The organism is Acinetobacter sp. 22301, from assembly GCF_052045285.1.
Classification (GTDB): domain Bacteria; phylum Pseudomonadota; class Gammaproteobacteria; order Pseudomonadales; family Moraxellaceae; genus Acinetobacter; species Acinetobacter pittii.
The window spans coordinates 178,629-204,901 of the sequence record NZ_JBQEOR010000004.1 but is presented as its reverse complement, the minus strand read 5'-3'; the positions used below and the strand labels follow the sequence as shown (position 1 = coordinate 204,901).

Genomic DNA, 26,273 nt, shown 5'->3' with positions numbered 1-26,273 from the left:
AGCTTTAAAGCATACTAATTCTTTTAATTTATATAAAAAAAGACGAGGTTAGATTTAACCTCGTCTTTTGAGTTTTTAACTAAATATTGTTTTTAGAAACTATATTTAGCCATTAAACCAACACGGTTGTCTTTGTAAGATTTACCTTCAAAAGTATCACGTTTACCGTTTACGTATTCAACGCCTAAATCAATTGGTTTAACTGGTGTATAGATGAAGTTAATCCATGCTTGTTGAACTTTTTCATTTGCAGATGCATTCAATCTTGCAAAATCAGTACCGTCATCAGAGAACTGCGCGCCATATGCTAAAGTAGAACGTAAGTTAGGTAAAATCTTATAAGTTCCACCCACTTGTACTGCTACAAATTCATTTTGCTCAATAGAATTACCTTCTACTGCATAAGGAGTGTTACTACCATATAAGTAGCTATTATCACCAACAACATATGATGCATCAGCAAAGAGTTTTAAAGGATCAGACACTTTAAAGTCAGTACCAACAGCTACACCCCAGCCAGTTTTATCATCATCAGCAAGTTGTGATTTATAATTTTCTACTAGAACACGAGCTGAAGCAGAGCCTCTGCCTTCTGCATAGCCTTGAGTGATTTTAGCAGTTAATGCAGGTAGGCTATACTTAATGCTATCGCCTGCTACCGAAGTAGTGCTATCACCTTTTTCAGCAGAAACAAATAATTGTGTAGTTGGTCCTAACTTGTAGTTATAACGTACTTGAGGTACACGTTTAGTACCACCACCAATGTTTGTCGAGAAGTCGATCATTTCTGGTGCATGGTTAGACAAGAAGTTAGACGTTGTTTGACCAAACAACCAGTTATTATAAGTTAAATAAGCATGACGAATACGCAATGAGCCATTTGAATCTGTTGTTGAGCCAGCAAAATCGACTTCGACCTTACCACCTACTTTGTTGTCTCCAACAGGCGTATTAAAGTCTAAACCAAGGCGTGTTGTTTTAGCAGTCGCACGTAATTTATCATGAGTTTTACCGTCTGACTTACTTACATCACCAAAGTCGTTATCCGCACCTTCAATAATATAGTTAGCATCACCACGAACAAAACCATATAGGTTCACATCAGCACCAGCTTTAGATTTAAATCCTGCTAATGGAGAAGCTGGTGCAGCAGCTTGAGGTTGTGCCTTAACTTCTGCTAACTGTACTTGCTGTTGTTGCTGTACTTGCTGTTGTTGTTGCTGAACTTGACGTTGTTCTTGAATTAAAGCTTTTAACGCTTCAACTTCTTTACGAAGCTGTTGAATTTCCGCTTTGTCGGAAGTCGCAGCATGTGCCCCACTCATCATTAAAGCTGTAACTGTAAGAGCTAAACTTTTAATAACGAAAGATTTACGATTAAGGAATAGATCCATCAAAAACTCCTAAAAATATATTTTATGTTGCCTATCCATGCCAAGTTGATTTACGCCATTAAATTAGGGGCTAAAAAATCAACTCTCCTCCACATTGGTTACATTAATTTTATTACCGCAACCAAAACCAATTTCAACGTTGTGCAAGACTAAAACCGATAAACAAAGACATAAAAAACATACTTTGATTTACAGATTTTTACCTTAACTTCATGTTGTAACGAATCCTACACAACTCTCTTATCTTATAGAATGATTAAATCGTTATTTCATTATTCTTTTTTAGACTTTAGGCTAATAACCAATCTAATTGAACATTTTTCTGCCCATTTTGATTGATTCACATGATTTTTCTTGTTATCCAAATCCATTTTTTCTCCATTTAGCTTCCATTTGCTACCCACACAAGATGGCACAATTAATTGAGCATTTAAATAGCTAAAAATATACATTTTTAAAAACATAGACAAAGGTATTATATAAAGCTTAGATCACTACTTGAGCAATATTAAAGTTCTTTATTTCATTTAGTTAACATTATTTTTCCTGTAGTTTCTCATGTTTCCATAGGAAAATAGGCAGTAAACTGATCACTGCAATAATGACAATAGCTATCAAATAATGGAAATAACCGAGTAAATCTCCAATCACCCCACTAAAACTATAAAGAAGACCGCTAACAGTCGCCATGACTGAAACCTGAAAGGTGAAGTCTGTTCCCGCATATTCTTTTCGACTGTAATGCATGACCAGAGTCAACATAACCACCAACAGCATTGCCGAGAATGCATCTTCTAAAGCATTGACTGTATATATAACCCAGACATTCAACTGAATTTTTTGTTCATAGGCATAGGCTAAATAAGCATAGGCTCCTAGACTCATAATTTTAAAAATTGAAAAGCCAATTAATGCTGCTGGTCTTGAAAAGTATTTAAGCACGCCTCCTGCTATTGCCGCCCCAGCGAGTGCTGCTACTGCACCGAGCATCGTGATGTAAACACCAATTTGAGTAAAACTTAATCCTATATCCACCATTAAAGGTTTAAGTAATGGCCCTGCTAAGCCGTCTGCTACTTTAAAAGTGATCAGTACCATTAACCAAGAGCGGAGCTCTTTATTTTGAGAGAAATATCTTAGGTAAGCTTTAATTTTTAGGACTAAATTTTGCTGATCAAGTTTGAGTTCGCAACTCGCATGAGAAGAATGTTGAGGCTCTTTAAATAACCAAACTGGTAGAGTATTTAAAAATACTATGGTTGCTAATAGCAAAAAAGTGGGTTGCCATGTTAACCAGTCTAAGCACCAAAGTACGGCGCCTCCCCCAACAATAAAACCTAACCGCGAACCAATGACCTGAAATGTATTGCCCCAATGCTGCTGATCATGTTTTAACAAGTTGACTGCTAAAGCATCGGTAGCAATGTCTTGTGTTGCTCCAGTTAAGTTCATAAAAAGAAGGGAAATAAAAAATGCGAATAAATAAATAGGTTGATCTAAAGCTTGAACAGGGAAAAAAGACAAAATACACAGTACACCCACAGTCAAAAACTGAGTAGGTAGAATCCAACTACGATAATGTCCTAAACGGGAAAGTGCGTGTCGGTCGACCCATGGCGCCCAAAAAATCTTGATTGACCATGGCAACATTAATAAGCCAAAGCCACCAATATGGGCGAGTGAAACTCCTTCTGCCCTTAAGATCACGGGTAAAGCATGGGTCATAAACCCAACAGGCAGTCCTTGTGCCCAATATAAGGAAAATAGCAGAAGATAAAGATTTTGCTGCCGCAACATAGAAACCTACTTTTTATTTGTTTAATGAGGAATAACATCAAATGTCATGTTGTTCTTACATTTTGCCAATGAAGCATATATTTCAAAAGATTAAGATAAAACTAGGACAAGTTAAAATTTAAAAAAATATGGATCAACATTTCCCTAATTTACCTGATTTGGTGCCTCAACGCGGTACTGCTTTAAGCCGAGCACTATTTAAAAAACTTTTTTTAGCGCAAGGCTGGACAATTGAAGGCGAAGTTCCTAATTTTCCAAAAGCAGTGGCAATTATTTCCCCCCATACTTCCAATATTGATGGATGGTATGGCTTTCTTGCGATTTTCGGATTAGGTATCCAAATTACAGTATTGGGTAAAGATGCCCTTTTTAAACCACCGTTTAAACGAGCTTTAGATTGGGCTGGGGTCATTCCAGTTAAACGTGACACAGCCAATGGACTTACTGAGCAAGTCGTTGCAACCATTCAAAAATATGACAAGATCTGGATTGGAATGGCGCCCGAAGGCACACGTAAAAAAGCAAAAAAAATGAAAAGTGGCTTTTATCATATCGCTGCAAAAGCCAATATTCCCATTGTGATGTTTTCTTTTGATTATGATCACAAGACGATTCACTGCTTAGGTCACCTAAACCCAAGTGGCCACTACGACGAAGATCTCACCAAGATTTTTGAGCGTTATGAAGGAAAAATTTCACCTAAAAATCGCAATTGGCTTGCCGAACCTTTACAAAATCTAGTGAAAAAAACCTAGCAAAAATTGAGCAAATCTGGTCTCATGAGCCCTCTTAATTTATCTCGACGTAGATTATTTTTAAAGATGAAAATTGCTCAATTTGCCAGTATTGGATTTATCTCTCTAGCACTATTTGGCTGTGATAAATTTAGCAAAACACCAACACCGACAACCTCAATGAAAGCCCGTGAACCTGTGATTGCACTTGCTTTAGGTGGCGGTGGAGCAAAAGGATTTTCACATATTGGTGTCATTAAGGTTTTAGAGTCTCACGGAATTAAACCTAAAATTGTCACGGGTACCAGTGCCGGTAGCTTTGTTGGAAGTATCTACGCAAGTGGACAAACACCTTATCAATTGCAAAGTCTGGCTCTAAAGTTACAAGAGTCAGATATCCGCGATTTAACACTTAATCGTCAGGGTATTATTCTTGGACAAAAGTTACAGGACTACGTTAACCGTAATGTAGGCAATAAACCGATTGAGAAGTTCCCAATCCGTTTTGCTGCCGTGGCAACACGCCTTGATAATGGTCAAAAAGCTGACTTCATTAAAGGTAATGCAGGCCAAGCAGTGCGTGCATCTTGCAGTATTCCAAATGTGTTTGTACCAGCGACAATTGGCAAGCAGAAATATGTAGATGGTGGATTGGTTAGTCCAATTCCTGTTAAAACTGCTCGTGATATGGGTGCAGATATTGTCATTGCAGTCGATATTTCTGCGCGTCCAGCAGGAAATCGCCCAGCCAATATGTGGGGATTACTTGATCAAACCATTAATATCATGGGTCAACAAAGTATTAATGAAGAGCTCAAGCAGGCCAATGTTGTCATTCAACCTAAAGTTGGTCATCTAGGTACTCTTGATCTCAAATCAAGTAACCAAGCAATTTTGGAAGGCGAAAAAGCAGCTCAAGCGCAAATACGCCAAGTTGAAACTGCAATTGCAAACTTCAAAAAATCTCCAGCTGCGTTTAAGCCTGCACCACGCCCTAAATTCTAATTGAGGTGGTTTTTTTCTATTCACACTCCCTATCATCTGCTACAGTGGTAAAAGTGATATTGAGTCACTTTTACCCATCATAAAGATATATAAAAGAGCAGATCTATGGAGTTTGTTATACAACCTTGGCACTGGTTTGTATTGGGTATCTTACTTATTCTTTCTGAACTGATTCTACCCGCCTTTGCCGCGCTTTGGTTTGGTATTGCCGCCATTATGGTGTGCTTTCTCTACTGGTTATTTCCAGATATTAGCCTCACAACGCAAATTGTATTGTGGATAGTTCTGTCAGTGCTATGCACCATTCTTTGGTTCAAATTTATTAAACCATTATCAATTGATAAGACTAAAGCGGGATTACCGCGTGAAGCGACTATTGGTCAAATTGGTATGGTGATTCAAACCGGTCTCGACCATGATCAAATTATCGTTCGCTTTCCAATGCCTATTTTAGGGGCCGATGAGTGGAACTGCCGAAGCACCACACCAGTCAAAGTCGGTGATCGTGTGAGAGTTATTGATATTTCGGGTAATGACTTAATTGTCCAGTCCCATGGTACTTCATAAACATTAAAGATAAAGAGAGGGTATTTTCATGCCAGTTGGTACTATTATTGTTTTAGCCTTTTTGGCTTTTGTGGCTGTCACCATTTTTAAAGGGGTTCGTATTGTTCCTCAGGGTTATAAGTGGATTGTTCAACGTTTAGGGAAATATCATTCTACCCTTAATCCCGGGCTTAATTTTGTGATTCCCTATGTCGATGAAGTGGCTTATAAAGTTACCACTAAAGATATTGTGTTAGATATCCCATCTCAAGAAGTGATTACGCGCGACAATGCTGTATTACTTATGAATGCTGTGGCATATATTAATTTAACCACACCAGAAAAAGCGGTTTATGGTATTGAAAACTATACATGGGCAATTCAAAACCTTGTACAAACTTCACTGCGTTCTATTGTCGGTGAAATGGATCTAGATGATGCTTTGTCTTCACGAGATCATATTAAAGCGAAGCTCAAAGCTGCGATTTCTGATGATATTTCAGATTGGGGTATCACTTTAAAAACTGTTGAAATTCAAGACATTCAACCCTCTTCTACCATGCAAGCTGCCATGGAAGCTCAAGCTGCCGCAGAACGTCAACGCCGTGCGACAGTAACGAGAGCTGATGGTGAAAAACAAGCTGCAATTTTAGAGGCTGACGGTCGCTTAGAAGCTTCTCGCCGTGATGCAGAAGCACAAGTTGTTTTGGCTGAAGCTTCACAAAAAGCCATTGAGATGGTCACAAGTGCAGTGGGTGATAAAGAAACCCCTGTTGCTTATCTGTTAGGTGAACAGTATGTTAAAGCGATGCAAGATATGGCGAAATCAAGCAATGCTAAAACTGTGGTTTTACCAGCCGATGTTTTAAATACAATTCGCGGAATTATGGGAAAACATAATTAATTTAGGAACTTTCAATACGTAATTGAAATCAAAACGGCGACTACTATGTCGCCGTTTTTTTATGTTTTATATTATTGGTTTTTTAATCTTTTCTGATCTTTCAAAGGGAGTTTTTTTACAACCAAATCATAAGAGTCGCTAATTAAATCTTGAAGTAAATCGCTTGTTAAGTTCTTATGCGGTGTAATCGAAATCCAGTGCTTTTTATTCATGTGATAGCCCGGAATAATAAATGAATAGAGTTCCTGATATTCCTGACTTTTATAGGGATCACATTTGACATTAACTATTTTGACATCAGCTACTTCTGCGGTCAGCATGAATATTTTTTCTAAAATTTTAAAAACTTCATATTCAGGCCCAAATGGATGGTCCTGTTGGCTAAAAGGAAGATTGCGAGCGATTTCAATTGCAGCTTGATGAAGCTGAGCACCATTCATTCTTTTCTCCCTTATTCATTGAATATGAATAGAAGTTATGAATATTGATTTAATATTATTAATTGGTACGTGCTAAAAGGAATTGTGAGATATCTACTAATTCTTTTGCATCGTCACCAAAGTGAGCTAAGGCTTCAAAAGCTTGATCATGCAATTCTTTAGCATAGGACTTTGCTTGTTCGAGCCCCATTAAGGCTGGGTACGTCGATTTTTGTACTTGTTCATCCTTACCTGCAGTTTTACCCAAGGTTTCAGTACTCGAAGTAATATCGAGAATATCGTCTAATACCTGAAAAGCCAAACCAATCGTCTGCCCATATTGACGTAACTTTGGAATTGCTTGATCTGTTCCAGAGAAAATGGTCACGGCACCCATCATAATGGCAGCCTGAATGAGCGCACCAGTTTTATTGCGATGGATATTTTCAAGTTCGTCTTGAGTAATTTGCTTACCTTCAGCTTGCAAATCTAATACCTGTCCAGAGACCATTTTGGAGCTGGCAGTTGCTAAAATCTGCATTTGTTTTAATACAATCGCGGCATCGGTACCCTGCCCTTGCTCATCGAACAAACGGCTCCCTAAAACCTCAAAAGCCATTGATTGTAAAATGTCGCCTGCAAGCAAAGCAGTATCTTCACCAAACGCAACATGGCAAGTCGGCTGACCACGACGCAGTAAATCATTGTCCATACAAGGCAAGTCATCATGCGCTAGTGAGTAACAATGAATAAGTTCAACTGCAACCGCAGCACGGCGAGCCGCAGCAAAATTCGGATTTGGCTGTAAAGAAGCAGTGGCATAACATAAAGCTGGACGCACACGTTTTCCACCAAGCATGACTGCATGGTGTACTGCACTTTTTAAAGGTTCTGGAATTGAAAATGCGGCCAGTGTCGTCAATAAATCTTGTTGAATACGTTGTTGAGCTTGTTTTAAAACATCCGCATTAACTTGAGAGAGTGATGACACAGTCGCCTCGATAAAATCAGTAGAGAAATTTTATTGAATGTCATGAAGCATTCATGCGCTACATCATACACGATTCAATGTGAAAAGTGCGTGATGAGTTTTCGAAGGCCTATGTAAAAAGCCTCTACAAAATGGAGAGGCTTTTTTCATTCTTAAGTGACTTTTAGAAACTGTCACCCGGAACGCGTACCCAACCTTCCATTAACACACGTGCACTACGACTCATAATCGCCTTTTTAACAATCCACTGACCATTTGTGAGTTCAGCTTGAGCACCAACACGTAATGTCCCAGATGGATGACCAAAGCGTACTGCTTCACGTTCACCACCGCCAGCTGCTAAATTTACTAATGTACCCGGAATGGCAGCTGCCGTACCAATCGCTACTGCTGCTGTTCCCATCATTGCATGGTGTAATTTACCCATCGACAAAGCACGAACGAGTAAGTCGACATCGTTCTCTGAAACGTTTTTACCGCTTGAAGCTGTGTAATTTTTTGGTTTAGAGACAAAAGCAATTTTTGGTGTGTGCTGACGCGCAGCCGCTTCTGAAATATCTTTAATCAAACCCATTTGTACCGCACCATAGGCACGAATTTTTTCAAAACGTGCTAGTGCAGTTGCATCACTATTAATATGATCTTGTAATTCTGTACCTTGGTAACCCAAATCTTCTGCATTTAAGAAAATAGTTGGAATACCTGCATTAATGAATGTCGCTTGGAAACGGCCAATATCAGGAACATCTAATTCATCAACGATATTTCCTGTCGGGAACATATCGCCGCCGTCTTCACCATCATCGGCTGGGTCTAAAAACTCAATTTGAACTTCAGCGGCAGGAAACGTCACTCCATCCAGCTCGAAATCACCAGTTTCTTGAACTTGTCCATTGGTAATAGGCACATGCGCAATAATCGTTTTTTGAATATTTTTTTGCCAGATTCGAACCGTGCATAGGCCATTTTCTGGAATACGATCGGCATCAACTAAGCCATTTGAAATCGCAAAAGAACCAACAGCAGCAGTCAAATTACCGCAGTTACCACTCCAATCTACAAAAGCTTGATCAATTGAAACCTGACCAAATAAATAATCGACATCATGATCTGGCTGAGAACTTTTAGCGAGAATAACAGTTTTGCTGGTACTCGAAGTGGCTCCTCCCATCCCATCAATTTGTTTTCCATAAGGATCTGGACTACCAATGACTCGTAGTAACAGCTGATCTCTTGCTTGACCTGCAACTTGAGCTCTTTCCGGCAAATCATCAAGTTTAAAAAAGACACCTTTACTCGTTCCACCACGCATATAAGTTGCTGGAATTTTAATTTGCGGTACTGAGCTCATATCAACTGTTATCCTTACTATTATGTTCTTCTATATCAAAACAAGCATTCTTGTTTACCCTTCTCTTCATCTTAAATTGTTTTAAGGCCAAGAGATAGCGATCTGCTTTATACATCAATCGTATTGACGCGAGCATATTTTGTGAATTTAACAATACTCTTGCAATGACTTAATCTAAGCAAAATCTAAGAAAAAAAGTCTATCTGAAATTATATTTTTTAGAATACTTTTCACTCGAAATAGAAATATTAAAAGCAAGATTATGATTTTAAATAGTTTTTATAATTACTTTTCAGTCACTGCTTATTAATTTGTAGTCTAGGCTAAAATAACTCCATCTATTAGAATAATTTACTTATTCATAGTGAGTGAAGACCTTTGACCAACGAATCTTCTACACTTCAACGAGGACTAAAAAATCGACATATCCAATTAATTGCTATGGGTGGAGCAATTGGTACCGGATTATTTTTAGGCTCGGCGCAAGTGATTCAATCTGCGGGACCATCCATTATTTTAGGATATGCCATTGGTGGCTTAATTGCTTTTTTAATTATGCGCCACCTGGGAGAAATGATTGTTGAAGAACCTGTTGCAGGATCGTTCAGCCATTTTGCGTATAAATACTGGGGGAAATTTCCCGGATTTTTAACCGGATGGAATTATTGGATACTCTACGTTCTGGTTGCGATGAGCGAACTCACCGCAGTGGCCAAATATATTAATTATTGGTGGCCTCATATTCCAGCGTGGACGTCTGTCTTATTTTTCTTTGTCGTGATTACGGCAATTAACCTAACAAACGTCAAATTTTATGGTGAGTCCGAATTCTGGCTCGCTATTATCAAAGTTGCTGCGGTCATCTCTATGATTGTTTTTGGACTCTATTTGCTATTTACAGCAGATGTAGGCTCAAATATTTCATTTAGTAACCTTTGGTCTCATGGTGGATTTTTTCCAAATGGCTTTAGCGGCCTCTTCTATATGTTGGCTTTCTTGATGTTCGCCTTTGGTGGTATTGAACTGATTGGTATGGCCGCAGCAGAAGCAAAAGATCCGAAAAAAACCATTCCAAAAGCAATTAACCAAGTCGTTTTCCGTATCTTGATTTTCTATATCGGTTCATTGGCAATCTTACTTTCATTAGTGCCATGGAACCAATTAGATCTTGGCGGTCTCGACAAAAGTCCATTTGTTATGATTTTTAGCCAAATGGGAATTGGTTGGGCTGCACACTTACTTAACTTTATTATCTTAACTGCTGCCCTATCTGTTTATAACAGTGGGATGTTTGCAAATAGCCGTATGCTCTACAGTCTCGCTCAACAAGGGAATGCACCAAAAGTTTTTGCAAAAACCAATAAACAAGGGGTTCCTATTCCCGCTGTTTTACTTTCTGCTTTATTAATCTTTGGTTGTGTTCTTTTAAATTACTTTGTACCTGAAGATGCTCTTGGACATCTCATGTATGTTGTAGTTGGTGCACTTGTTCTAAACTGGGCAATGATATCAATTACACATTTGAAGTATAGACGCTTTGTTAAGCACGCGAATATTAAAACATCTTTTCCAGCGTTATGGTCACCTTTTAGTAATTACTTAGTTTTAGCCTTTATTGCTGTGGTTCTCTATATTATGTGGACTCAAGGCTTCAAAGAGTCAGTAATGATGATCCCTATTTGGATTACTGCAATGCTCGTACTTTTTGACTATTTAAATCCTAAAAAACTAGATTCCATTGAGAATCCTGAAGAATAAATAAATCTAAAAAGCCATTGTCTAGACAATGGCTTTTTTATTTAAAACTACAAGATTAAAGCCATATCTGAATCTCAGTTTAAAGCCACTGTTTCGTATCATCAGCGACAGGTGTGCCATGAATAACGTGCATAATCATTGCATGAGCAATACTGCCCTTAAATGGAATTTCAGGTAATTGATTAAATTTGAAAAACTGAGCATCGCTAAGTTCTTTCTCCTGAATTTCAATTTCGCCCGCTTCATATTCAGCTTTAAAAGCCAACATTAAGTTACTCGGAAATGGCCATGGTTGGCTCGCCAAATACTGAATATTCTTAATTTGTAATCCAACTTCTTCTAATGTTTCACGTCGAACAGCATCTTCTAGTGCTTCCCCTACCTCGACAAAGCCAGCGATTAAACTGTACTTCTGGCTCGTATTTCTGGCATTTTTAGCCAGCAAAATCTCGTCCTCTCCACGTGTAATAATAGTAATCACACAAGGATTAACTCTAGGATATTGACTAAAATTACATGCAGGACAAGTCATAGAATATTCGGTCTTATGCTGTTGGGTTTTATGTCCGCAACGGCTACAAAACTGATGATTACGACGCCACTCTAGCAACTGAAAAGCGCGACTTGCCTGCTCAAACTGAGGTTTAGTCCAATACTGTAAGAGTTGGCGAATGGGTATGAACTGATATCCTTTTGGTATAAGTTCGCTTTCTTGGAAATCTCTTGCTATTACTAGAGGGTCTGCTTGTATAGGTAAATCATATTCCTGCTGTTCAAGGCAAGGTAGATTAAAATTCGCATCAACCAAAAGTTGTTGCTGCTGAAAAATATAAGCAATAGGAAGGTTGTTGGTATCCATTTATATACTCGAGTGAAGAACCTTTCGACGGCCTCTATAGCTCCTTCAAAAGGATCAGACTTAAAACATATTTTTCAAAAATCTTACGTATACTGGCAAACATCTTCAATTTATTTAATTTGTATCTTTTTGATTAAAATCACATTTTATTCACGCATGCTATGCTTTTAAGTTATATCTATGACTTTATAGCTAACTGACCAGTGATGAACTTAGAAGCTCTGCTTCACATAAAATTGATCTCTGAAAATATAGACTAATTTTAGTTCCATCTCATGAAGCAAAAATATGCGATTTGGTTTAATTCTGGGTGATCAATTAAATCACCAACTCGCAACGCTCAAGTATTTAAACCGGAATGAAGACATTATTTTGATGGCTGAAGTACTTGAGGAAACATCTTATGTTGCTCATCATCCACAAAAAATAGCACTGATTTTTAGTGCAATGCGTCACTTTGCAAAGGAATTAAAAGCACAGGGCTGGAAAATCCGTTATCACACATTTAAGCGCGAAAGTCATATAAAAAAGTTAGTCGACTTTATTGCTTTGCAGCAGCAACACTTCTCGGCGAATACTCTCGTCATTACCCAATGTGGTGAGTATCGCTTACAACATGAAATCGGAACTTCATGGGCTAACAAGCTAAAACTACCTGTTATTTGTTTAGAAGATGATCGATTCTTTTGTACCGTAGAACAATTCAAGCAATGGGCAAACAAATATAAAACACTAAGAATGGAATACTTTTACCGAGAAATGCGCAAGCAAACTCATTATTTAATGCATGACCAACAACCCGTTGGCGGGCAATGGAACTTTGATCAAGCCAATCGAAAAGCTTGGTCAGGCAATCCACCTTTGCCACCAAAATTAACCTTTGAGCATGATCAAATTGATATAGATGTTATTCAACTGGTCAAGAAAGAATTTTCTCAACATATCGGCAATATCAACTCCTTTCAATGGGCAACAACCCGTCAAAATGCCCTACTTGCTCTAGATCATTTTATTTCTAACAACCTACCCCACTTTGGCGATTATCAAGATGCCATGGTTTATGGTTCAGATTTTATGTTTCATAGTCTGCTCTCGCCTTATTTAAATTGTGGATTGTTATTACCAAAAGAGGTATGTGACGCTGCCCAAACAGCTTATTACAACGGACAGGCTCCCTTAAATGCAGTAGAAGGATTTATTCGGCAGATATTAGGGTGGCGGGAATATGTGCGTGGAATCTATTGGTTGTGTATGCCTGACTATAGCGATCAAAATACCCTTCAAGCCAGCACGCCGCTGCCACAATATTACTGGACGGGTAATACAAAAATGGCATGTATGGCCGAGTGTTTCAGAAATACCTTTGAACATGGCTATGCTCACCATATTCAGCGTTTAATGATTACAGGCAACTTTGCACTTTTAGCAGGTGTAAATCCATCAGAAATTTGCAAATGGTATTTAGCAGTCTATGTAGATGCTTATGAATGGGTCGAATTACCGAATACTTTAGGTATGGTGATGTATGCAGATGGCGGCATCATGGCAAGTAAACCCTATGCTGTATCAAGTAATTACATACATAAAATGTCAAATTATTGTCAGCACTGTACATATAACGTCAAAACAAAAACTGAACCAGACAGTTGTCCATTTAACAGTTTGTATTGGTATTTTATGAGCCAGCATGAGGCCATATTTCGTCAGAATCCCAGAATGTCGATGATCTACAAAAATCTTGATCGTATGAAAGATAAAGCTTCTGTCATGCAGCACGCAAAGTTACTTATTCATCAACTTGATGAGCTTTAAAATCATGAAAAAACAGCATTTACCCCAGAAAATATGTGTCTATTGTCAACGTCCTTTTGACTGGCGAAAAAAATGGGAACGTTGCTGGGAAGAAGTAAAATATTGCTCTGAAAGATGTAAAAGACAAGCCCGATCAACTAAGTAGATATTTCACTCGATTGTTTTAACTGATTCAACACGACTCTTAATTGTTGAATCAGCTGTATTTCAATTGATTATATTTGATCGCCTTAAGCATATTTATACTGACGAGAGCAGTAAGCTCGTTCAACGGCTGGTGAACGTAATTGTTGATGCTTAGTTTTACGCCCTGCCATACGTTTACGCCAAAGTTTAAAACTATTGGTTTTTAGGTTGTATCTCATTAAACGAATCACTTCACTTTCACTTAACCCATATTCTCGCTCAATTGCTTCAAATGGGGTTCGATCTTCCCATGCCATTTCAATAATTCTAGATAAGTCCTGTTCATCAATTTTTTTCATGCTATGCCCTTTTGAATTATAGGTAGCTAAATCTGATTTTTAACAAACAACCTTTCGGGAACAGTTTCATCTACTCAATTGCTTGTCTTAAACCTTTTCGTGTTTTGCTTCAGATCATAGAAAGATCAACATGAAGTTTTTGTGATTTTTTAGCTTTATAAACTGTTTTTCTACAGATATAAGTGTTTGAAACCGTTGAATGGTTCAACTTTATCTTTATTGGCCACTCTGGCAAAATTTTTAATAACTAAAACGTAAAAAAGCCATTGCCTTCGCAATAGCTTTTTTGTTTATAATCATAAAATTATGCGCCCTTAGCTTAACTGGATAGAGCAGTTGCCTCCTAAGCGACCGACGTGGGTTCGAGTCCCGCAGGGCGTACATATTTCATCACTTAATCCTTCACTTCAGCCAACAATGTTTCAGCTGCAAGTTTCCCTAAATTATTAGAAGCAAGCGGACTATCACCAGTTAGCAATTTACGGTCTCTATGACATTGACCTGTAATGCCCTTATTTAAAATTTCTACACCGAGTTTTTCAAGATTTTCACCCACTAACCAAGGTAAAGCTCCAGGCATATAACCAATATCAATATTTGCTCCTTTATCTAATGAATCAGGGAATACACAAATTTGATAGCCTTTAAAAATATAGTTTTCTGGCTGTTCATTAACTGCCGCAGCCAGTAATGAGGCTGGACCATGGCATAACGTAATAATAAATTTATCTTGTTCAACCGCCCATTTAAGAACTTTCTTTACCTCAAGACTATGTGGAATTTTAGCTAATACGCCATGCCCACCCGGAATAAATACAGCCGCATAGGGTGAGTTTTCACCAACTGCATTTTCTAAAATGTCAGCTAGTTTTAGCGGATTTTTTAATTTATCTGCATATTTCTGAAAGGTGTCTAACACCACTTGTTCTTGCTTTGGCATTGCCCACATTTCAAGTTTGGCTGGATTTCCTGAAAGTGTCGCAATATCAATTTCGAAGCCTGCATTATCTAAATGAAACATCGGTAAAAGCATTTCTACAGGATGGTTGCCTGTTGAAAAGAACTTACCGTTTTGCATCTGAATGTAACGCTCATCAGTTGCAATCATTAAAACTTTTTTATTGCCCGCATACGGCGTTGAATAAGTGGTGCCATCGTAATCGGTTTTAGGAGCAGTATATTGACTTAGTGAATAAGGTGATGGGAAAAAGGCATTATCTTCAGCCAAATCTGGAGTAGGATTTTTATCATCAATATTTGCGGTATTCATTGTTACTATCCTTTTTCATCAGTATGGAAAGAAATAATAAGGTAAGAACCTATTTTTATTTCTTACTCAATTTATAGGTGAAGTTATGGAACTGGTGCAATCTGCCAATAGAATTTGGCAATTTTTATAGAGAAATAGGCAGAATCTAGAATTATAAAATTCAGTTTAGGCGAACCTGTCGTTCGCCCAAACTTCAATGATTACAGTGTTACGCATTCATTTCTAAAACGATCTTTCCAATATGATCACCTTGTTCCATACATGCGTGAGCACTTTGTACATCTGAAAAAGCATACGTTTTATAGATTTGCGGTAAACATTTACCTTGTGCCAATAATGGCCACACATGCTCATGCAAAGATTGGGCAATTTGTGCTTTTTCTTGGCTATTACGTGCTCGCATCGTTGAACCCGTAATTGTGGCACGTTTTAAAATCAGTTTTTGTAAATCAAATTCTTTTGCGATTCGTCCACCCATAAAACCAATAATGACCAATCGGCCATCACGTTTTAATAGATTTAGGTTTTTCGTGAAATAAGAACCACCTACAATATCTAAAATGACATTAACACCTTGATCTTGAGTGTGCTTCAAAACTTCCTGCTCAAAATCTTGGGTTTTATAGTTAATTGCTGTAGTGAAACTAGAGAGTGCTTCAACTTTATCTTCACTACCAACCGTAGCAAAAGTTTTAATCCCTAAAGCTTGGCAAATCGCTAAAGCTGTGGTTCCAATACCACTTGCCCCACCATGAATCAGTGCGGTTTCATCTTTCTTTAAACGGCCAATATCAAACAGGTTTGCCCAAACCGTAAAAAATGTTTCCGGAATCGCAGCAGCTTGCGTAAAAGATAAATTTTCGGGTATTGGCAATACTTGAGTTGCTGTTACCGCACAGTACTCAGCATAACCACCGCCATTTGTTAAAGCACAAACTTTATCTCCAACCTTGAATCGATCGACTTGTTCACCTACAGCAACCACGACACCAGCGACTTCAAGTCCGGGTATTTGAGTAACACCTTTAGGCATTGGATATAAACCCATACGCTGCAATACATCAGGGCGGTTAATTCCAGCAGCCTTTACCTCAATTAAGACTTCATCTGCTTGAGGTGCTGGAATATTTGCATCTTGAACTTTTAGAACCTCAGGTCCACCAGGAGCCGTAATTTCAATAATTTTCATGGTTGTTGGAAGGGTCATATAATGCTCCATGTTTGATTTATATTTCAAAATACTAATCTACGTTAAATAATTGAGGACTTGGGTGGAACGCCAAACAGTCGCTTAAATTCTCGGCTAAATTGAGAAGCACTGACATAACCAACTTCATAGGCTGCTTCTGCTACACCCATTTTATTATTCATGATTAACTCACGTGCCTTATGTAACCGAGTAATTTTGATGTACTGTAAGGGAGAATAATTCGTCACCTTTTTAAAAGTCTGATGAAAAAGCGATATGCTCATGCCCGCTTGTTTCGCCAACTCTTGAACCGTTAAGTTATGATAATAATCACGTTGAATAATTTCACAAATGGTGTAAATCACGCCATTGCGACTTGCCATCGCAGATAAACTTTCGACTAGATTGCCGCCTGAAGCCTGCACCACACGATAAACCAATTCTCTTTTAACTTGCTCACCCAATATAAAAGTATCTTGTTTAGAACGAAGTAAATTGAGTAATCGTAGAGCAACCTCTGAAATAGGCACATTCATGTCAATCACTCTAAGCCCACAGCTTAATTTTAAATCTTCTGAATGAGCATCTTCAGTAAGCCCTTGTTGCTGTTTATCCATTTTAGTAATGAGATCAGTCATCATTTGTGGTTCAAACTTTATTGCGATTGCCAACATGGGTTCATTATTTTCAACTACAGTATCGCAATCAAACGGTATTGCAATTGAGATAAATAAGCACTGTCCTTGTTGAAACTGAAAGATTTCTTTACCAATATATCCGCGCTTTAACCCCTGTATCACTAAAACAATTGAGGGTTCTTGCAGCACGGCAACAGGTGGTGTGGAATGATCTACCCGCATCAACGTGATATTAGAAATAAAAGTAGGATAGAGGCCTTCTGCTGGAGCCAAGTGCAAAAAAGCATCGACCAAATGTTCTGTAAGATAATTTTGCGGCATAGTTTTATTGTGAGAGGTAATCTAATAATCAATATAACAATGAACCCAAAATGAAAACATCTGTCTTACGTTTACTTTGTATAAATAGGCAATTCAAATCAATTTTTAGGCATAAAAAAACCTAGAGCATTCTAGGTTTTTTCACTTTATCAGGCTATTTAAGCAGATAAATTAAAGAACATGGCTGCAATTAAAATAATTACACCGAGGACAATTCGGTACCAAGCAAATACACGTAAAGTGTGACGTTCTACAAACAGTACCAATGCTTTTACAACAAACAGCGCAGCAATAAAAGCAGCAACGAAACCTACGCCAATATTAACCATATTGTCTGAGGTGAGTACGTCGGCATTTTTAATCAAATCAAAAGTCGCAGCGCCCAACATGGTCGGCATAGCAAGGAAAAAAGAAAATTCTGTAGCAGCTTTGCGTGATAAACCTGCAAACATTCCGCCTACAATTGTTGCGCCTGAACGCGAAGTTCCCGGAATCATCGCCACACACTGAGCAAGACCGACTAAAAGCGCTTGTTTAAAAGTAATTTTGGTTGCATCGAGTGTCTTATGTTCAAATTGTCTAGATTCTACCCAGAAAATGATAAGGGCACCGACAATTAAGGCAATCGCAACCACAATTGGGCTAAATAGAACACTTTTAATAAAGTCGACAGCTAGAACACCAATAATGACTGCTGGAAAGAATGCAATAAGCACACTAATCGCAAAATGACGTGACTCCACATCACCGCTAAAGAATCCCTTAATCAAGTTAATAATTTTTTGTCGGTATAACCAGCACACTGCCAAAATAGCACCTAACTGGATTACGACCTCAAATACACGACCGCCGTCTGAGTGGAAATCGATAATATGACCAAATAAAATTAAATGGCCTGTACTCGAGATGGGTAAAAATTCAGTTAAGCCTTCGACAAAGCCTAAAAACAGTGCTTTTATAACTTCAAAATTTTCCATAACTTGCTCAAAGAAAGTTAATCATTAGAACGACCTAAAATTTGTTTTATCGAAATTGGTAAGTCCCAAATTAGACTTAACACATGTTCAATATCAGATCATTTCTAACGTTTGTGGTTATTGCCCCTAGTTAAAGGCAGTTTATTTAAAGTGCGATAATGTATCACATCATGATGACAAACTTGGGTTAACTATCGTAAAAAGATAAAACTTGGTTAAGAACTGCCAAAGTTTTTCTTGTTATAGACAAAGCTTTTTACCTTTACTTACTCTACAAAATGATCTTAAAAAGTCCTTAAAAAAACATGATATTATTCTGATCAAATGCAACTCATATCAAAAATTCAATCTGAATGAAAAATATCAAAATTAATGCACGCCATCTCATTATCGATTTATTTCTTTCCTCTGCTTACCCTCAGCTCACGATTAGACAAATATTAATTGCCGCTAAACTTTTTAATATGAGTGACAACGGTATTCGTGTGGCTACGACTCGGCTATTAAATGAAGGGATGATAGAAAGTGTAGAACGCGGTATTTATCAACTTTCGCCATCAACCAAAGAATGGGCAAAAGTTATTTTGAATCGTAAAAATGGCATTAAGCAGACTAAAGAATGGCAACATCAATATCTGGCAGTCTTTACTGGAACTTTAGGTCGTATTGATCGAACCGCTTTAAAAAAGAGAGAACAAGCTTTACGTCAATTTGGTTTTAGAGAACTCGAAACTGGAATTTATATACGTCCAGATAATTTAGCGTATAGCTTTGAAAAAACATGTGAAGAGCTCATTTTAGCGGGTCTTGAAAATGAAGCTAAAATTTCTATTATTCAAAAATTTGACGCAAAAACAGTTTCGTTAATTCATTCTTTGTGGGATACCAAACAGCTTGAAAAGAACTATGAAATGTATAGTCAAGATATTCAAGAATGGCTTTTAAAATATAAAAATCTATCCTTAAATGAGGCTGCTACCCAAGCTTTATTATTAGGACGTGAAACCATTACCTTACTCATGAATGATCCTCTACTGCCCTCTCCATTTGTTGACGAACATGCCCGCAATCAGTTTGCTCAAAATGTACAGCAACTCGATTCGATTGGACAAAAGCTATGGCAAAAACTTTATGAAAATGAATTAGCCCAATAATAGGCAATTTATTTTTTTACAAACAAATATTTCACATTTTAAAATTTTATGATTATATTTGTAATATAAGATATGGATACCAAAATCTGATTTGGGAGAATAAAAATGAATGCACAAGTGAGTGTGACCGATCTATTTAGCAGAGAAGAAATACAAGAACTCACACAACCCTCAGATATATACGGTGCTTGGGCTGTTGCAAGCACATGGGCCGTTATTGGCGGAACATTTGCAAGCTTAATCATGATGTGGGATTACTTACCTAGCTGGGGCAAATTACTTGCTTGTATGCTAGCTTTAGCTATATTGGCAGGTCGCCAGTTATGCCTAGCAATTTTGATGCATGATGCATCTCATAAAAGCTTGTTCAAAAATAAAAAAATAAATGACTTTGTAGGCGAATGGCTATGCGCCCGTCCAATCTGGAATGATCTACAAAAATATCGCGTACATCATGTTCGTCATCATGCAAAAACATCTAATCAAGATGACCCCGATCTTTCGTTAGTTTCTGGTTTTCCTGTAAGCAAAAAATCGCTTACTCGTAAATTTTTACGCGACTTAACAGGTATGACAGGATTAAAGTTTAGCTTTGGTCGAGTGTTAATGGATCTAGATCTAATGAAATGGACTGTTGCCAATGATCAAGTCTGGCTAGAACGAAGCAATAAAGATTTCGTTGATTATGCAAAAAGTCTTATAAAAAACAGTAGCGGAGCTATTGCAACCAATGTAGCTCTTTATGGTGTTTTAAAAGCTTTTGATCAACAACGGTTTTATTGGTTATGGCCCCTAGCTTATTTAACACCGTTTCCATTATTTTTAAGAATTCGCTCAATGGCCGAACATGCAGGTATGCAAACGAGTAATACCGCTTTAACCAATACACGAACAACACGTGCAGGCTGGATTGCTAGAAGCTTTGTGGCCCCTATTCATGTCAATTACCACATGGAACACCATTTAATGGCTTCGGTGCCCTACTTCAAACTACCGCGTATGCATCGTCTATTGAGAGAGCGCGGCCATGTTCCAGCACCACCTAGCTATTTTGAAGTGATTGATTCACTCTCATCTAAGCCAGAACAATCTAATTAATTGACTCAAATCATAAATGAAAGGCCATGAAATTAAATTTGTGGCCTTTTAACTTAAATCATCCATCTTATGTTTGGTTTGGAAATATTTAGGCGTCATTCCCATCCAGCGCTTAAACGCACGAGTGAAGTGAGAAGTCTCGGCATAACCTAGCATTAAAGCAACTTTTTCGATCGACATGTTATTTTGAGTTAAAAGTTTCTGGGCATGCTCCTTTTTCAGTGAGTCTACCAAGAGTGTAAAACTAGTATCATCAAGAGCTAAATAGCGTTGCAAAGTTCGCTCCGACATATTCATGATATGAGCCACTTGCCCAACTTTTAATGCCTCAATATTCCCATTCATAAGCAATTTTTCGGCCACTTGTTTGACTTGCCCTTTCCAACCACTTTTTAAGTTTAATTTCTCTATATCCCGCTTGCACTGCGCATTTAATAACGGCGCTAGCATTGGGTCTGCCGTTAATACAGGTTGTGCTAAATACTCTTTTGGAAATATCCAACGATTACCCTTTTGGTTAAATAAACAAGTCACAGCCAGTTGATGACTGATTTGGTCAAAACCTATCGGCTCGGGCATTTGTAATTCAACTTTTCCCAAATGAGAAAGCCCTGTTAATTTTTTCGCAATTTGGACAAAACCGAGTAGCAAAAAAATGTTGGCATTGGGGCTCAGCTGAAATGCATTGATGGGCTGATGAATTGACCAACATGCATCATTATTTTCTTGTTTTAATTCGGGTTTAAAAACCTTACAACGTGAACCAATGAATTGTTCAAGTATTTTCAGCGCTTCTCCTAAATTTGGAGAAACTATGGCAGCCATTCCGACTGAACCATAACATGAAGCCGTCATGCTTAAAGCTAAATATCCTGCTAGTGCTGGCTCTTTGCATAACTCGACCGCCCGTTCAATAAGCTGATTTAAGATATTGAATTCAACATACCAGTAAGGCTTTTCTAATTGGTCTAAAGTTATTCCACTTCCATTTAAAAGCTGCTCACCAGAGACACCCCACCGCTTAACAGTCTCGACGATTAAATTAATATAAGTTCCGGGTAATTCTGGATTCATAAACAACCCATATGAGCAAAATAAAATGGCGCGAAATGGTAAAAACTGTCAGTTCATGAACTATGCCATGCTTTTAAATTGATGCATAGTTATTCAAAACAAAATCCGCTGAATTGCACTAGACAGCACAATTTCTGAAAAGAATACAGGTCCTCCCCTATGAACATTCTAATTGTCCATGCTCATCCAGAACCACAGTCTTTCACCACTGCTCTAAAAAGTACAGCTAAGCAAACTTTAGAAAAATTGGGGCACAGCGTAGAAATTTCAGATTTATATGCGATGCAATTTAACCCTATTGCATCCAAAGCGGATTTCTTAGAGCTTAATCAACCTGATTATTTTAACTATGCTCTAGAGCAAAGAAATGCCAGCAAAAATCAGCTTCTAGCTCCAGATATTCAAGCAGAAATTGAAAAGGTAAAAAAAGCTGATCTCGTCATTTTAAATTTCCCACTTTATTGGACATCTGTGCCAGCAATTTTAAAAGGCTGGATTGATCGTGTGTTTGTATCTGGGCTTTTTTATGGGGGTAAGCGGTTTTACAACCATGGTGGCATGGCAGGAAAAAAAGCGATGTTGTGTTTAACACTCGGTGGTAGAACACACATGTTTGGAGAAAACTCAATTCACGGCCCAATCGAAAATTATTTATCCCCGATTCAACGTGGTACTTTGGCATATGCTGGTTTTGAAGTCTTACCTCCATTCATTGCTTACCATGTACCGTATATTAGCCAAGAAGCACGAGAAACCCTTCTTGAAGACTATGTAATCTACCTTACTCACCTCGACCAACTCGAACCTTTAAAGTTTCCTCAACTTGAACAATTTGATGAAAAACTTTATCCACTCTAATACTCTGTTTTAGCTCTTAAAATTGAATAACCGAATTTAGATCATTATTTTCGGTTTTTTATTACACATAACTTTCAAATATAGAATCCAAATTCGCTCAAAAAATAGATCAAATGGTAAAAAAATTAAGGTAAACTTTTTCATAAAATGAATAATATAAAATTTAATCAATAATATACAGATGTAGAGAAACTGGACTTGTCAACTAAAAATGACTACCAATACTCATTTCATAATCACTTAATTCATATTTTTACAAAAAAATCTTTGACCATTTTTCTTGGATTTGTGACAAAAATGTCATAAAAACAAAGGTCACCACTAATATATAAAAAATATAAATATCAAATAATTAAATTAATTTAACAATGCAAATATTCCTTCATATTTCATCCATTATTGGCATTATTTGTATAAAAAGTGAGTACTCCTCAGTTCATATAACAGATTTACTCTTATTGTAATTATGCTATTTTTGTTACATGGAGTTATCAAAGCTTCTATTACTTGTAATTAGGAGCTTTGAAGGCAACACAGTTTAAACGGTTTAACTCTGTTACTTTTAAAAAAATGTCTTGAAGTTCAAGGAAAGATTAAAATGAAATTAAAACATCTGAGCACTGCAATGATTTTAGCAACGCTGCCTGCAACTGGGGTTTTTGCAGCAGCATTGGATCGCTCTGGACAATCCATCTCTGCATTTTTGCAGCCTGGTAATTACTTTGAAGCTGGAATTTCTGTTTTAGACCCAGATGTAGCTGGTAAAGAAGCTGGTACAATTAAAACAGGTCGTAATATTGGCGATATGGGAGATGACTATTATTTCCCTAGCGCAGCCTTAAAACTACAACTTACTGATAAATTCTCTTTTGGTTTACTCTATGATCAACCATTTGGGGCAGATGCAGAATATTCTGGTAATAATGCCTTTGTAGCAAGCCCATCAGATCCAATTCTTGGCACTTTACCAATTACAACTGGTGCTTTAGGTGGTACTCAAGGTGCAACTTCTGTTGAAGTTGATAGTCAAAATATTTCGATGATTTTTGGTTTCCAACCTACCGAAAACTTTAATTTCTACGGTGGTGGTGTATATCAAACAATTAAAGGAAATGTTCATTTAAGAGGTTCTGCATACAGCTTATATAATGGCTATGATGCTTCAATTCCTGAAGATGGAGCAGCTGGCTGGTTAGCAGGGGCCGCTTTCCAAATCCCAGAAATTGCACTTAAGGCATCGATTACATACCGTTCAGAAATTGACCACAAAATTGATGCAGATGAAACAATTGCACTTGCAGATTCAATTACAGCCAATGCTGGAGCACTTGGGTCAACTATTGGACAATTAGTTGCAGCTGGTCAGTTAACTCCAGCTCAAGCTGGAGCGATCCAACAAACAATTGGTAAAGCTATTGCTGCTAACCAATTAGAAGGCAAGACTACAATTACTACCCCTCAATCTGTAAACCTTGATTTCCAGACAGGAATTATGGCAAATACAGTCGCATTTGCGAATGTACGCTGGGTAAATTGGAAAGATTTCGCAATTCGTCCATATAAATTTGGCAAAGTATCAGAAGCTGTAGGTCCAATAGCAACTCCTAGCCGTCCAAATGGCTTTAATTTAGTGGAATATTCTGATGACCAATGGTCTGTGAATGCTGGTGTAGGTCGTAAACTTAACGACAAGTGGGCGGGTAATGTTTCGGTAGGTTGGGACTCTGGCGCAGGTAATCCTGTAACAACTTTAGGTCCAACTGAAGGTTACTGGAACGTAGGCGTAGGTGTTCAATACAGCCCTACTCCACAAACCTTTATTGCTGGCGGTGTAAAATATTTCTGGTTGGGCGATGCAAAAGCACAAACTGGAGCCCAAGCTGGTAGCGATGACTACTATGTTGCAGAATTCTCTGACAACAACGCTATCGCTTATGGTTTAAAACTTGGTTATAAATTCTAAGTTTAAAAAATTATGCATATAAAAAAGGCGCTTAAAGCGCCTTTTTTATTATTTATTCTCAAGCTGGGATTGTACGCTGTGAAACTGAACGGATTGCTTCTTTTAATGCATCGTAACCGTGGATAGCTGGAAACTGAGGAAACTCAGCAATCACATTTGCTGGTGCATCAAATAAGAAACCATGGTCCGCTTCACCAAGCATGGTTGTATCGTTATACGAATCACCTGCAGCGATTACACGGAAATTTAAGCCATGCAGTGCTTTAACAGACTCACGTTTTTGATCGGGTTGACGTAGTTTATAAGCGGTAATCATACCTTCTTCATCTGTCTCTAACTTATGACAGAAAATTGTTGGCCATCCTAATTGCTTCATTAAAGGATGCGCAAATTCATAGAAGGTATCTGATAAGATCACGAGTTGGAAATGCGTACTCACCCATTCAACAAACTCTTTTGCCCCCGGTAATGGCCCCATCTCAGCAATGACTTCTTGAATGTCGTTTAAGCCTAAACCATGTTGTTTTAAGATATTAAGACGCTGAGTCATTAAAACATCATAATCCGGAATATCACGAGTTGTTGCTTCGAGTTCTTTAATCCCTGTTTTTTTAGCGAAATTGATCCAGATTTCAGGAACTAAAACCCCTTCAAGATCTAGGCATACGATTTCCATGAATGCTTCCAACGTTGGTTAAAAATTGCTGTATCATACCATTAAGATTTTCAGTTTTGCGTTGTTATTGATCAAATCAATTTTATTCATAAGGATCGAAATTAAAGTGCTAAGCACTTTATCAACTATCCTTTAGAATATTTTTCATAACTCAATGCGCCCAAGCCTTTTGCCAGGAACACACATGACCGTTATTCCGACTATTGATATCGTAGATGCTCTTGCTGCTGAATATGCAACCAAAAGCCCTCGAGAAATTTTAGAACTTGCCTTAAGCCAACAAGGTGAAATTGCAATTTCGTTTTCGGGAGCAGAAGATGTTGTGTTAATTGATATTGCTTCACGCTTAGGCAAACCTTTCCGTGTATTTAGTCTCGACACAGGCCGCCTGCATGCCGAAACTTATCAATTTATTGAAACTGTCCGTAAACACTACAATATCAATATCGAAATTTGTTTCCCTGAATCAGAAGCTGTTCAAAACATGGTAAACGAAAAAGGTTTATTCAGCTTTTTTACAGATGGGCATCAAGAATGTTGCGGTATTCGAAAAGTTCAGCCTTTGCGTAAAAAACTTGCGACTTTAGATGGCTGGATTACGGGTCAACGTAAAGATCAAAGTCCTGGTACGCGTACAGAGATTCCTGTAGTACAAGCTGATGCAGGTTTCTCTGGCCCAGGTAAGCAACTCATTAAATATAATCCTCTAGCGAACTGGACAAGTGCTGAGGTATGGAGCTACATCCGTATGATGGAAATTCCATATAATCCTCTTCATGAGCGCGGTTTTGTTTCTATTGGCTGTGAACCATGTACACGACCTGTATTACCAAATCAACATGAGCGTGAAGGACGCTGGTGGTGGGAAGAAGCCACCCAAAAAGAGTGTGGCTTACACGCAGGTAATATAAAAAAGTAACTGGATATCAAAAAACCACTGGTAAATCAGTGGTTTTTTTTATTTCATGTTCCGTACACAAAGTCATATTTTCTCTACTCT

The 26,273-nt window shown here is 37.8% G+C and carries 26 protein-coding genes and 1 tRNA gene; 13 read left to right on the top strand and 14 right to left on the bottom strand.

Annotation, left to right across the window (positions count from 1 at the left end; genetic code table 11):
* Window positions 1-92: 92 nt before the first annotated feature.
* The 3 genes from ACTJJH_RS09200 to ACTJJH_RS09190 form a co-directional block, all read right to left on the bottom strand.
* The gene (locus ACTJJH_RS09200) at window positions 93-1,394 is read right to left on the bottom strand and encodes a DcaP family trimeric outer membrane transporter (protein WP_032037344.1); all 1,302 of its coding nucleotides are present in this window, start codon (window positions 1,392-1,394) and stop codon (window positions 93-95) included.
* A 272-nt stretch (window positions 1,395-1,666) separates the two neighbouring features.
* Window positions 1,667-1,858, bottom strand: a complete 192-nt coding sequence (locus tag ACTJJH_RS09195; protein ID WP_014207513.1) for a hypothetical protein — start codon at window positions 1,856-1,858, stop codon at window positions 1,667-1,669.
* A gap of 73 nt (window positions 1,859-1,931) precedes the next feature.
* The gene (locus ACTJJH_RS09190; RefSeq protein WP_032037345.1) at window positions 1,932-3,191 is read right to left on the bottom strand and encodes an MFS transporter; all 1,260 of its coding nucleotides are present in this window, start codon (window positions 3,189-3,191) and stop codon (window positions 1,932-1,934) included.
* Between the two features lie 128 nt (window positions 3,192-3,319).
* Here ACTJJH_RS09190 and ACTJJH_RS09185 point away from each other — a divergent pair, with 128 nt between their 5' ends.
* From ACTJJH_RS09185 to ACTJJH_RS09170, 4 genes are all read left to right on the top strand, one after another.
* Entirely contained in the window at window positions 3,320-3,946 is a 627-nt protein-coding gene (locus ACTJJH_RS09185; RefSeq protein ID WP_440601035.1) for a lysophospholipid acyltransferase family protein, read from the top strand.
* A 66-nt stretch (window positions 3,947-4,012) separates the two neighbouring features.
* Window positions 4,013-4,930, top strand: a complete 918-nt coding sequence (locus ACTJJH_RS09180; protein WP_014207516.1) for a patatin-like phospholipase family protein — start codon at window positions 4,013-4,015, stop codon at window positions 4,928-4,930.
* 105 nt (window positions 4,931-5,035) lie between these two features.
* Window positions 5,036-5,497, top strand: a complete 462-nt coding sequence (locus ACTJJH_RS09175; RefSeq protein ID WP_016143172.1) for an NfeD family protein — start codon at window positions 5,036-5,038, stop codon at window positions 5,495-5,497.
* 28 nt (window positions 5,498-5,525) lie between these two features.
* On the top strand, window positions 5,526-6,380 hold the full coding sequence (locus tag ACTJJH_RS09170; protein ID WP_002116544.1) for an SPFH domain-containing protein: 855 nt from the start codon (window positions 5,526-5,528) through the stop codon (window positions 6,378-6,380).
* A gap of 71 nt (window positions 6,381-6,451) precedes the next feature.
* Here the strand turns inward: ACTJJH_RS09170 and ACTJJH_RS09165 are convergent, their stop codons facing one another.
* The 3 genes from ACTJJH_RS09165 to prpF all read right to left on the bottom strand — a co-directional run bounded on the left by ACTJJH_RS09165 (window position 6,452) and on the right by prpF (window position 9,141).
* Window positions 6,452-6,820, bottom strand: coding sequence for an MmcQ/YjbR family DNA-binding protein (locus tag ACTJJH_RS09165; RefSeq protein ID WP_204085444.1), 369 nt, complete (start codon window positions 6,818-6,820; stop codon window positions 6,452-6,454).
* Window positions 6,821-6,878: 58 nt separating this feature from the next.
* Complete coding sequence (locus ACTJJH_RS09160) at window positions 6,879-7,790, bottom strand: polyprenyl synthetase family protein (RefSeq protein ID WP_014207519.1); 912 nt, start codon at window positions 7,788-7,790, stop codon at window positions 6,879-6,881.
* A gap of 163 nt (window positions 7,791-7,953) precedes the next feature.
* Complete coding sequence (gene prpF / locus ACTJJH_RS09155; RefSeq protein ID WP_440601034.1) at window positions 7,954-9,141, bottom strand: 2-methylaconitate cis-trans isomerase PrpF; 1,188 nt, start codon at window positions 9,139-9,141, stop codon at window positions 7,954-7,956.
* A 378-nt stretch (window positions 9,142-9,519) separates the two neighbouring features.
* Here prpF and ACTJJH_RS09150 point away from each other — a divergent pair, with 378 nt between their 5' ends.
* On the top strand, window positions 9,520-10,899 hold the full coding sequence (locus ACTJJH_RS09150) for an amino acid permease (protein WP_031946772.1): 1,380 nt from the start codon (window positions 9,520-9,522) through the stop codon (window positions 10,897-10,899).
* A gap of 79 nt (window positions 10,900-10,978) precedes the next feature.
* On the opposite strand, the gene nudC is transcribed toward ACTJJH_RS09150, so the two are convergent.
* Complete coding sequence (gene nudC, locus ACTJJH_RS09145) at window positions 10,979-11,758, bottom strand: NAD(+) diphosphatase (protein ID WP_440601033.1); 780 nt, start codon at window positions 11,756-11,758, stop codon at window positions 10,979-10,981.
* 288 nt (window positions 11,759-12,046) lie between these two features.
* Between nudC and ACTJJH_RS09140 the strand changes: the two genes are divergently transcribed.
* Both ACTJJH_RS09140 and ACTJJH_RS09135 read left to right on the top strand, forming a co-directional pair.
* Window positions 12,047-13,570 (top strand): cryptochrome/photolyase family protein, encoded by a 1,524-nt coding sequence (locus tag ACTJJH_RS09140; protein ID WP_032037357.1) that lies wholly within the window; start codon window positions 12,047-12,049, stop codon window positions 13,568-13,570.
* Entirely contained in the window at window positions 13,560-13,715 is a 156-nt protein-coding gene (locus ACTJJH_RS09135; protein WP_440601032.1) for a DUF2256 domain-containing protein, read from the top strand. Before ACTJJH_RS09140 ends, ACTJJH_RS09135 begins: the two co-directional genes overlap by 11 nt.
* A gap of 85 nt (window positions 13,716-13,800) precedes the next feature.
* Here the strand turns inward: ACTJJH_RS09135 and ACTJJH_RS09130 are convergent, their stop codons facing one another.
* Window positions 13,801-14,055 carry a TIGR03643 family protein gene (locus ACTJJH_RS09130; RefSeq protein ID WP_017386291.1) on the bottom strand — a complete coding sequence of 85 codons (255 nt, stop codon included), beginning with the start codon at window positions 14,053-14,055 and terminating at the stop codon, window positions 13,801-13,803.
* A 308-nt stretch (window positions 14,056-14,363) separates the two neighbouring features.
* Here ACTJJH_RS09130 and ACTJJH_RS09125 point away from each other — a divergent pair.
* Window positions 14,364-14,436 (top strand) — tRNA-Arg (locus tag ACTJJH_RS09125).
* 13 nt (window positions 14,437-14,449) lie between these two features.
* On the opposite strand, the gene hchA is transcribed toward ACTJJH_RS09125, so the two are convergent.
* The 4 genes from hchA to ACTJJH_RS09105 form a co-directional block, all read right to left on the bottom strand.
* Window positions 14,450-15,325, bottom strand: a complete 876-nt coding sequence (hchA, locus tag ACTJJH_RS09120) for a glyoxalase III HchA (RefSeq protein ID WP_017482116.1) — start codon at window positions 15,323-15,325, stop codon at window positions 14,450-14,452.
* Window positions 15,326-15,533: 208 nt separating this feature from the next.
* Complete coding sequence (locus ACTJJH_RS09115) at window positions 15,534-16,544, bottom strand: NAD(P)H-quinone oxidoreductase (RefSeq protein WP_440601031.1); 1,011 nt, start codon at window positions 16,542-16,544, stop codon at window positions 15,534-15,536.
* A gap of 32 nt (window positions 16,545-16,576) precedes the next feature.
* On the bottom strand, window positions 16,577-17,473 hold the full coding sequence (locus ACTJJH_RS09110; protein WP_440601030.1) for an AraC family transcriptional regulator: 897 nt from the start codon (window positions 17,471-17,473) through the stop codon (window positions 16,577-16,579).
* 158 nt (window positions 17,474-17,631) lie between these two features.
* A complete protein-coding gene (locus ACTJJH_RS09105; protein WP_002116515.1) occupies window positions 17,632-18,450 on the bottom strand; it encodes an undecaprenyl-diphosphate phosphatase in 819 nt (272 codons plus the stop codon).
* 353 nt (window positions 18,451-18,803) lie between these two features.
* Between ACTJJH_RS09105 and ACTJJH_RS09100 the strand changes: the two genes are divergently transcribed.
* Complete coding sequence (locus tag ACTJJH_RS09100) at window positions 18,804-19,604, top strand: PaaX family transcriptional regulator C-terminal domain-containing protein (RefSeq protein WP_440601029.1); 801 nt, start codon at window positions 18,804-18,806, stop codon at window positions 19,602-19,604.
* A gap of 105 nt (window positions 19,605-19,709) precedes the next feature.
* Window positions 19,710-20,702: a fatty acid desaturase family protein gene (locus tag ACTJJH_RS09095; RefSeq protein ID WP_167563095.1), complete on the top strand. Its 993-nt coding sequence runs from the start codon at window positions 19,710-19,712 to the stop codon at window positions 20,700-20,702.
* 48 nt (window positions 20,703-20,750) lie between these two features.
* Here the strand turns inward: ACTJJH_RS09095 and ACTJJH_RS09090 are convergent, their stop codons facing one another.
* A complete protein-coding gene (locus ACTJJH_RS09090) occupies window positions 20,751-21,776 on the bottom strand; it encodes an AraC family transcriptional regulator (protein WP_167563094.1) in 1,026 nt (341 codons plus the stop codon).
* Window positions 21,777-21,935: 159 nt separating this feature from the next.
* Here ACTJJH_RS09090 and ACTJJH_RS09085 point away from each other — a divergent pair, with 159 nt between their 5' ends.
* Window positions 21,936-22,634 carry an NAD(P)H-dependent oxidoreductase gene (locus ACTJJH_RS09085; protein ID WP_167563093.1) on the top strand — a complete coding sequence of 233 codons (699 nt, stop codon included), beginning with the start codon at window positions 21,936-21,938 and terminating at the stop codon, window positions 22,632-22,634.
* Between the two features lie 598 nt (window positions 22,635-23,232).
* The gene (locus tag ACTJJH_RS09080) at window positions 23,233-24,597 is read left to right on the top strand and encodes an outer membrane protein transport protein (RefSeq protein WP_032037367.1); all 1,365 of its coding nucleotides are present in this window, start codon (window positions 23,233-23,235) and stop codon (window positions 24,595-24,597) included.
* Between the two features lie 58 nt (window positions 24,598-24,655).
* On the opposite strand, the gene thrH is transcribed toward ACTJJH_RS09080, so the two are convergent.
* Window positions 24,656-25,273 carry a bifunctional phosphoserine phosphatase/homoserine phosphotransferase ThrH gene (gene thrH, locus ACTJJH_RS09075; protein ID WP_002116438.1) on the bottom strand — a complete coding sequence of 206 codons (618 nt, stop codon included), beginning with the start codon at window positions 25,271-25,273 and terminating at the stop codon, window positions 24,656-24,658.
* Window positions 25,274-25,457: 184 nt separating this feature from the next.
* On the opposite strand from thrH, the gene ACTJJH_RS09070 reads away from it, so the two are divergent.
* Window positions 25,458-26,192, top strand: coding sequence for a phosphoadenylyl-sulfate reductase (locus ACTJJH_RS09070; protein WP_213034025.1), 735 nt, complete (start codon window positions 25,458-25,460; stop codon window positions 26,190-26,192).
* Window positions 26,193-26,273: the final 81 nt, after the last annotated feature.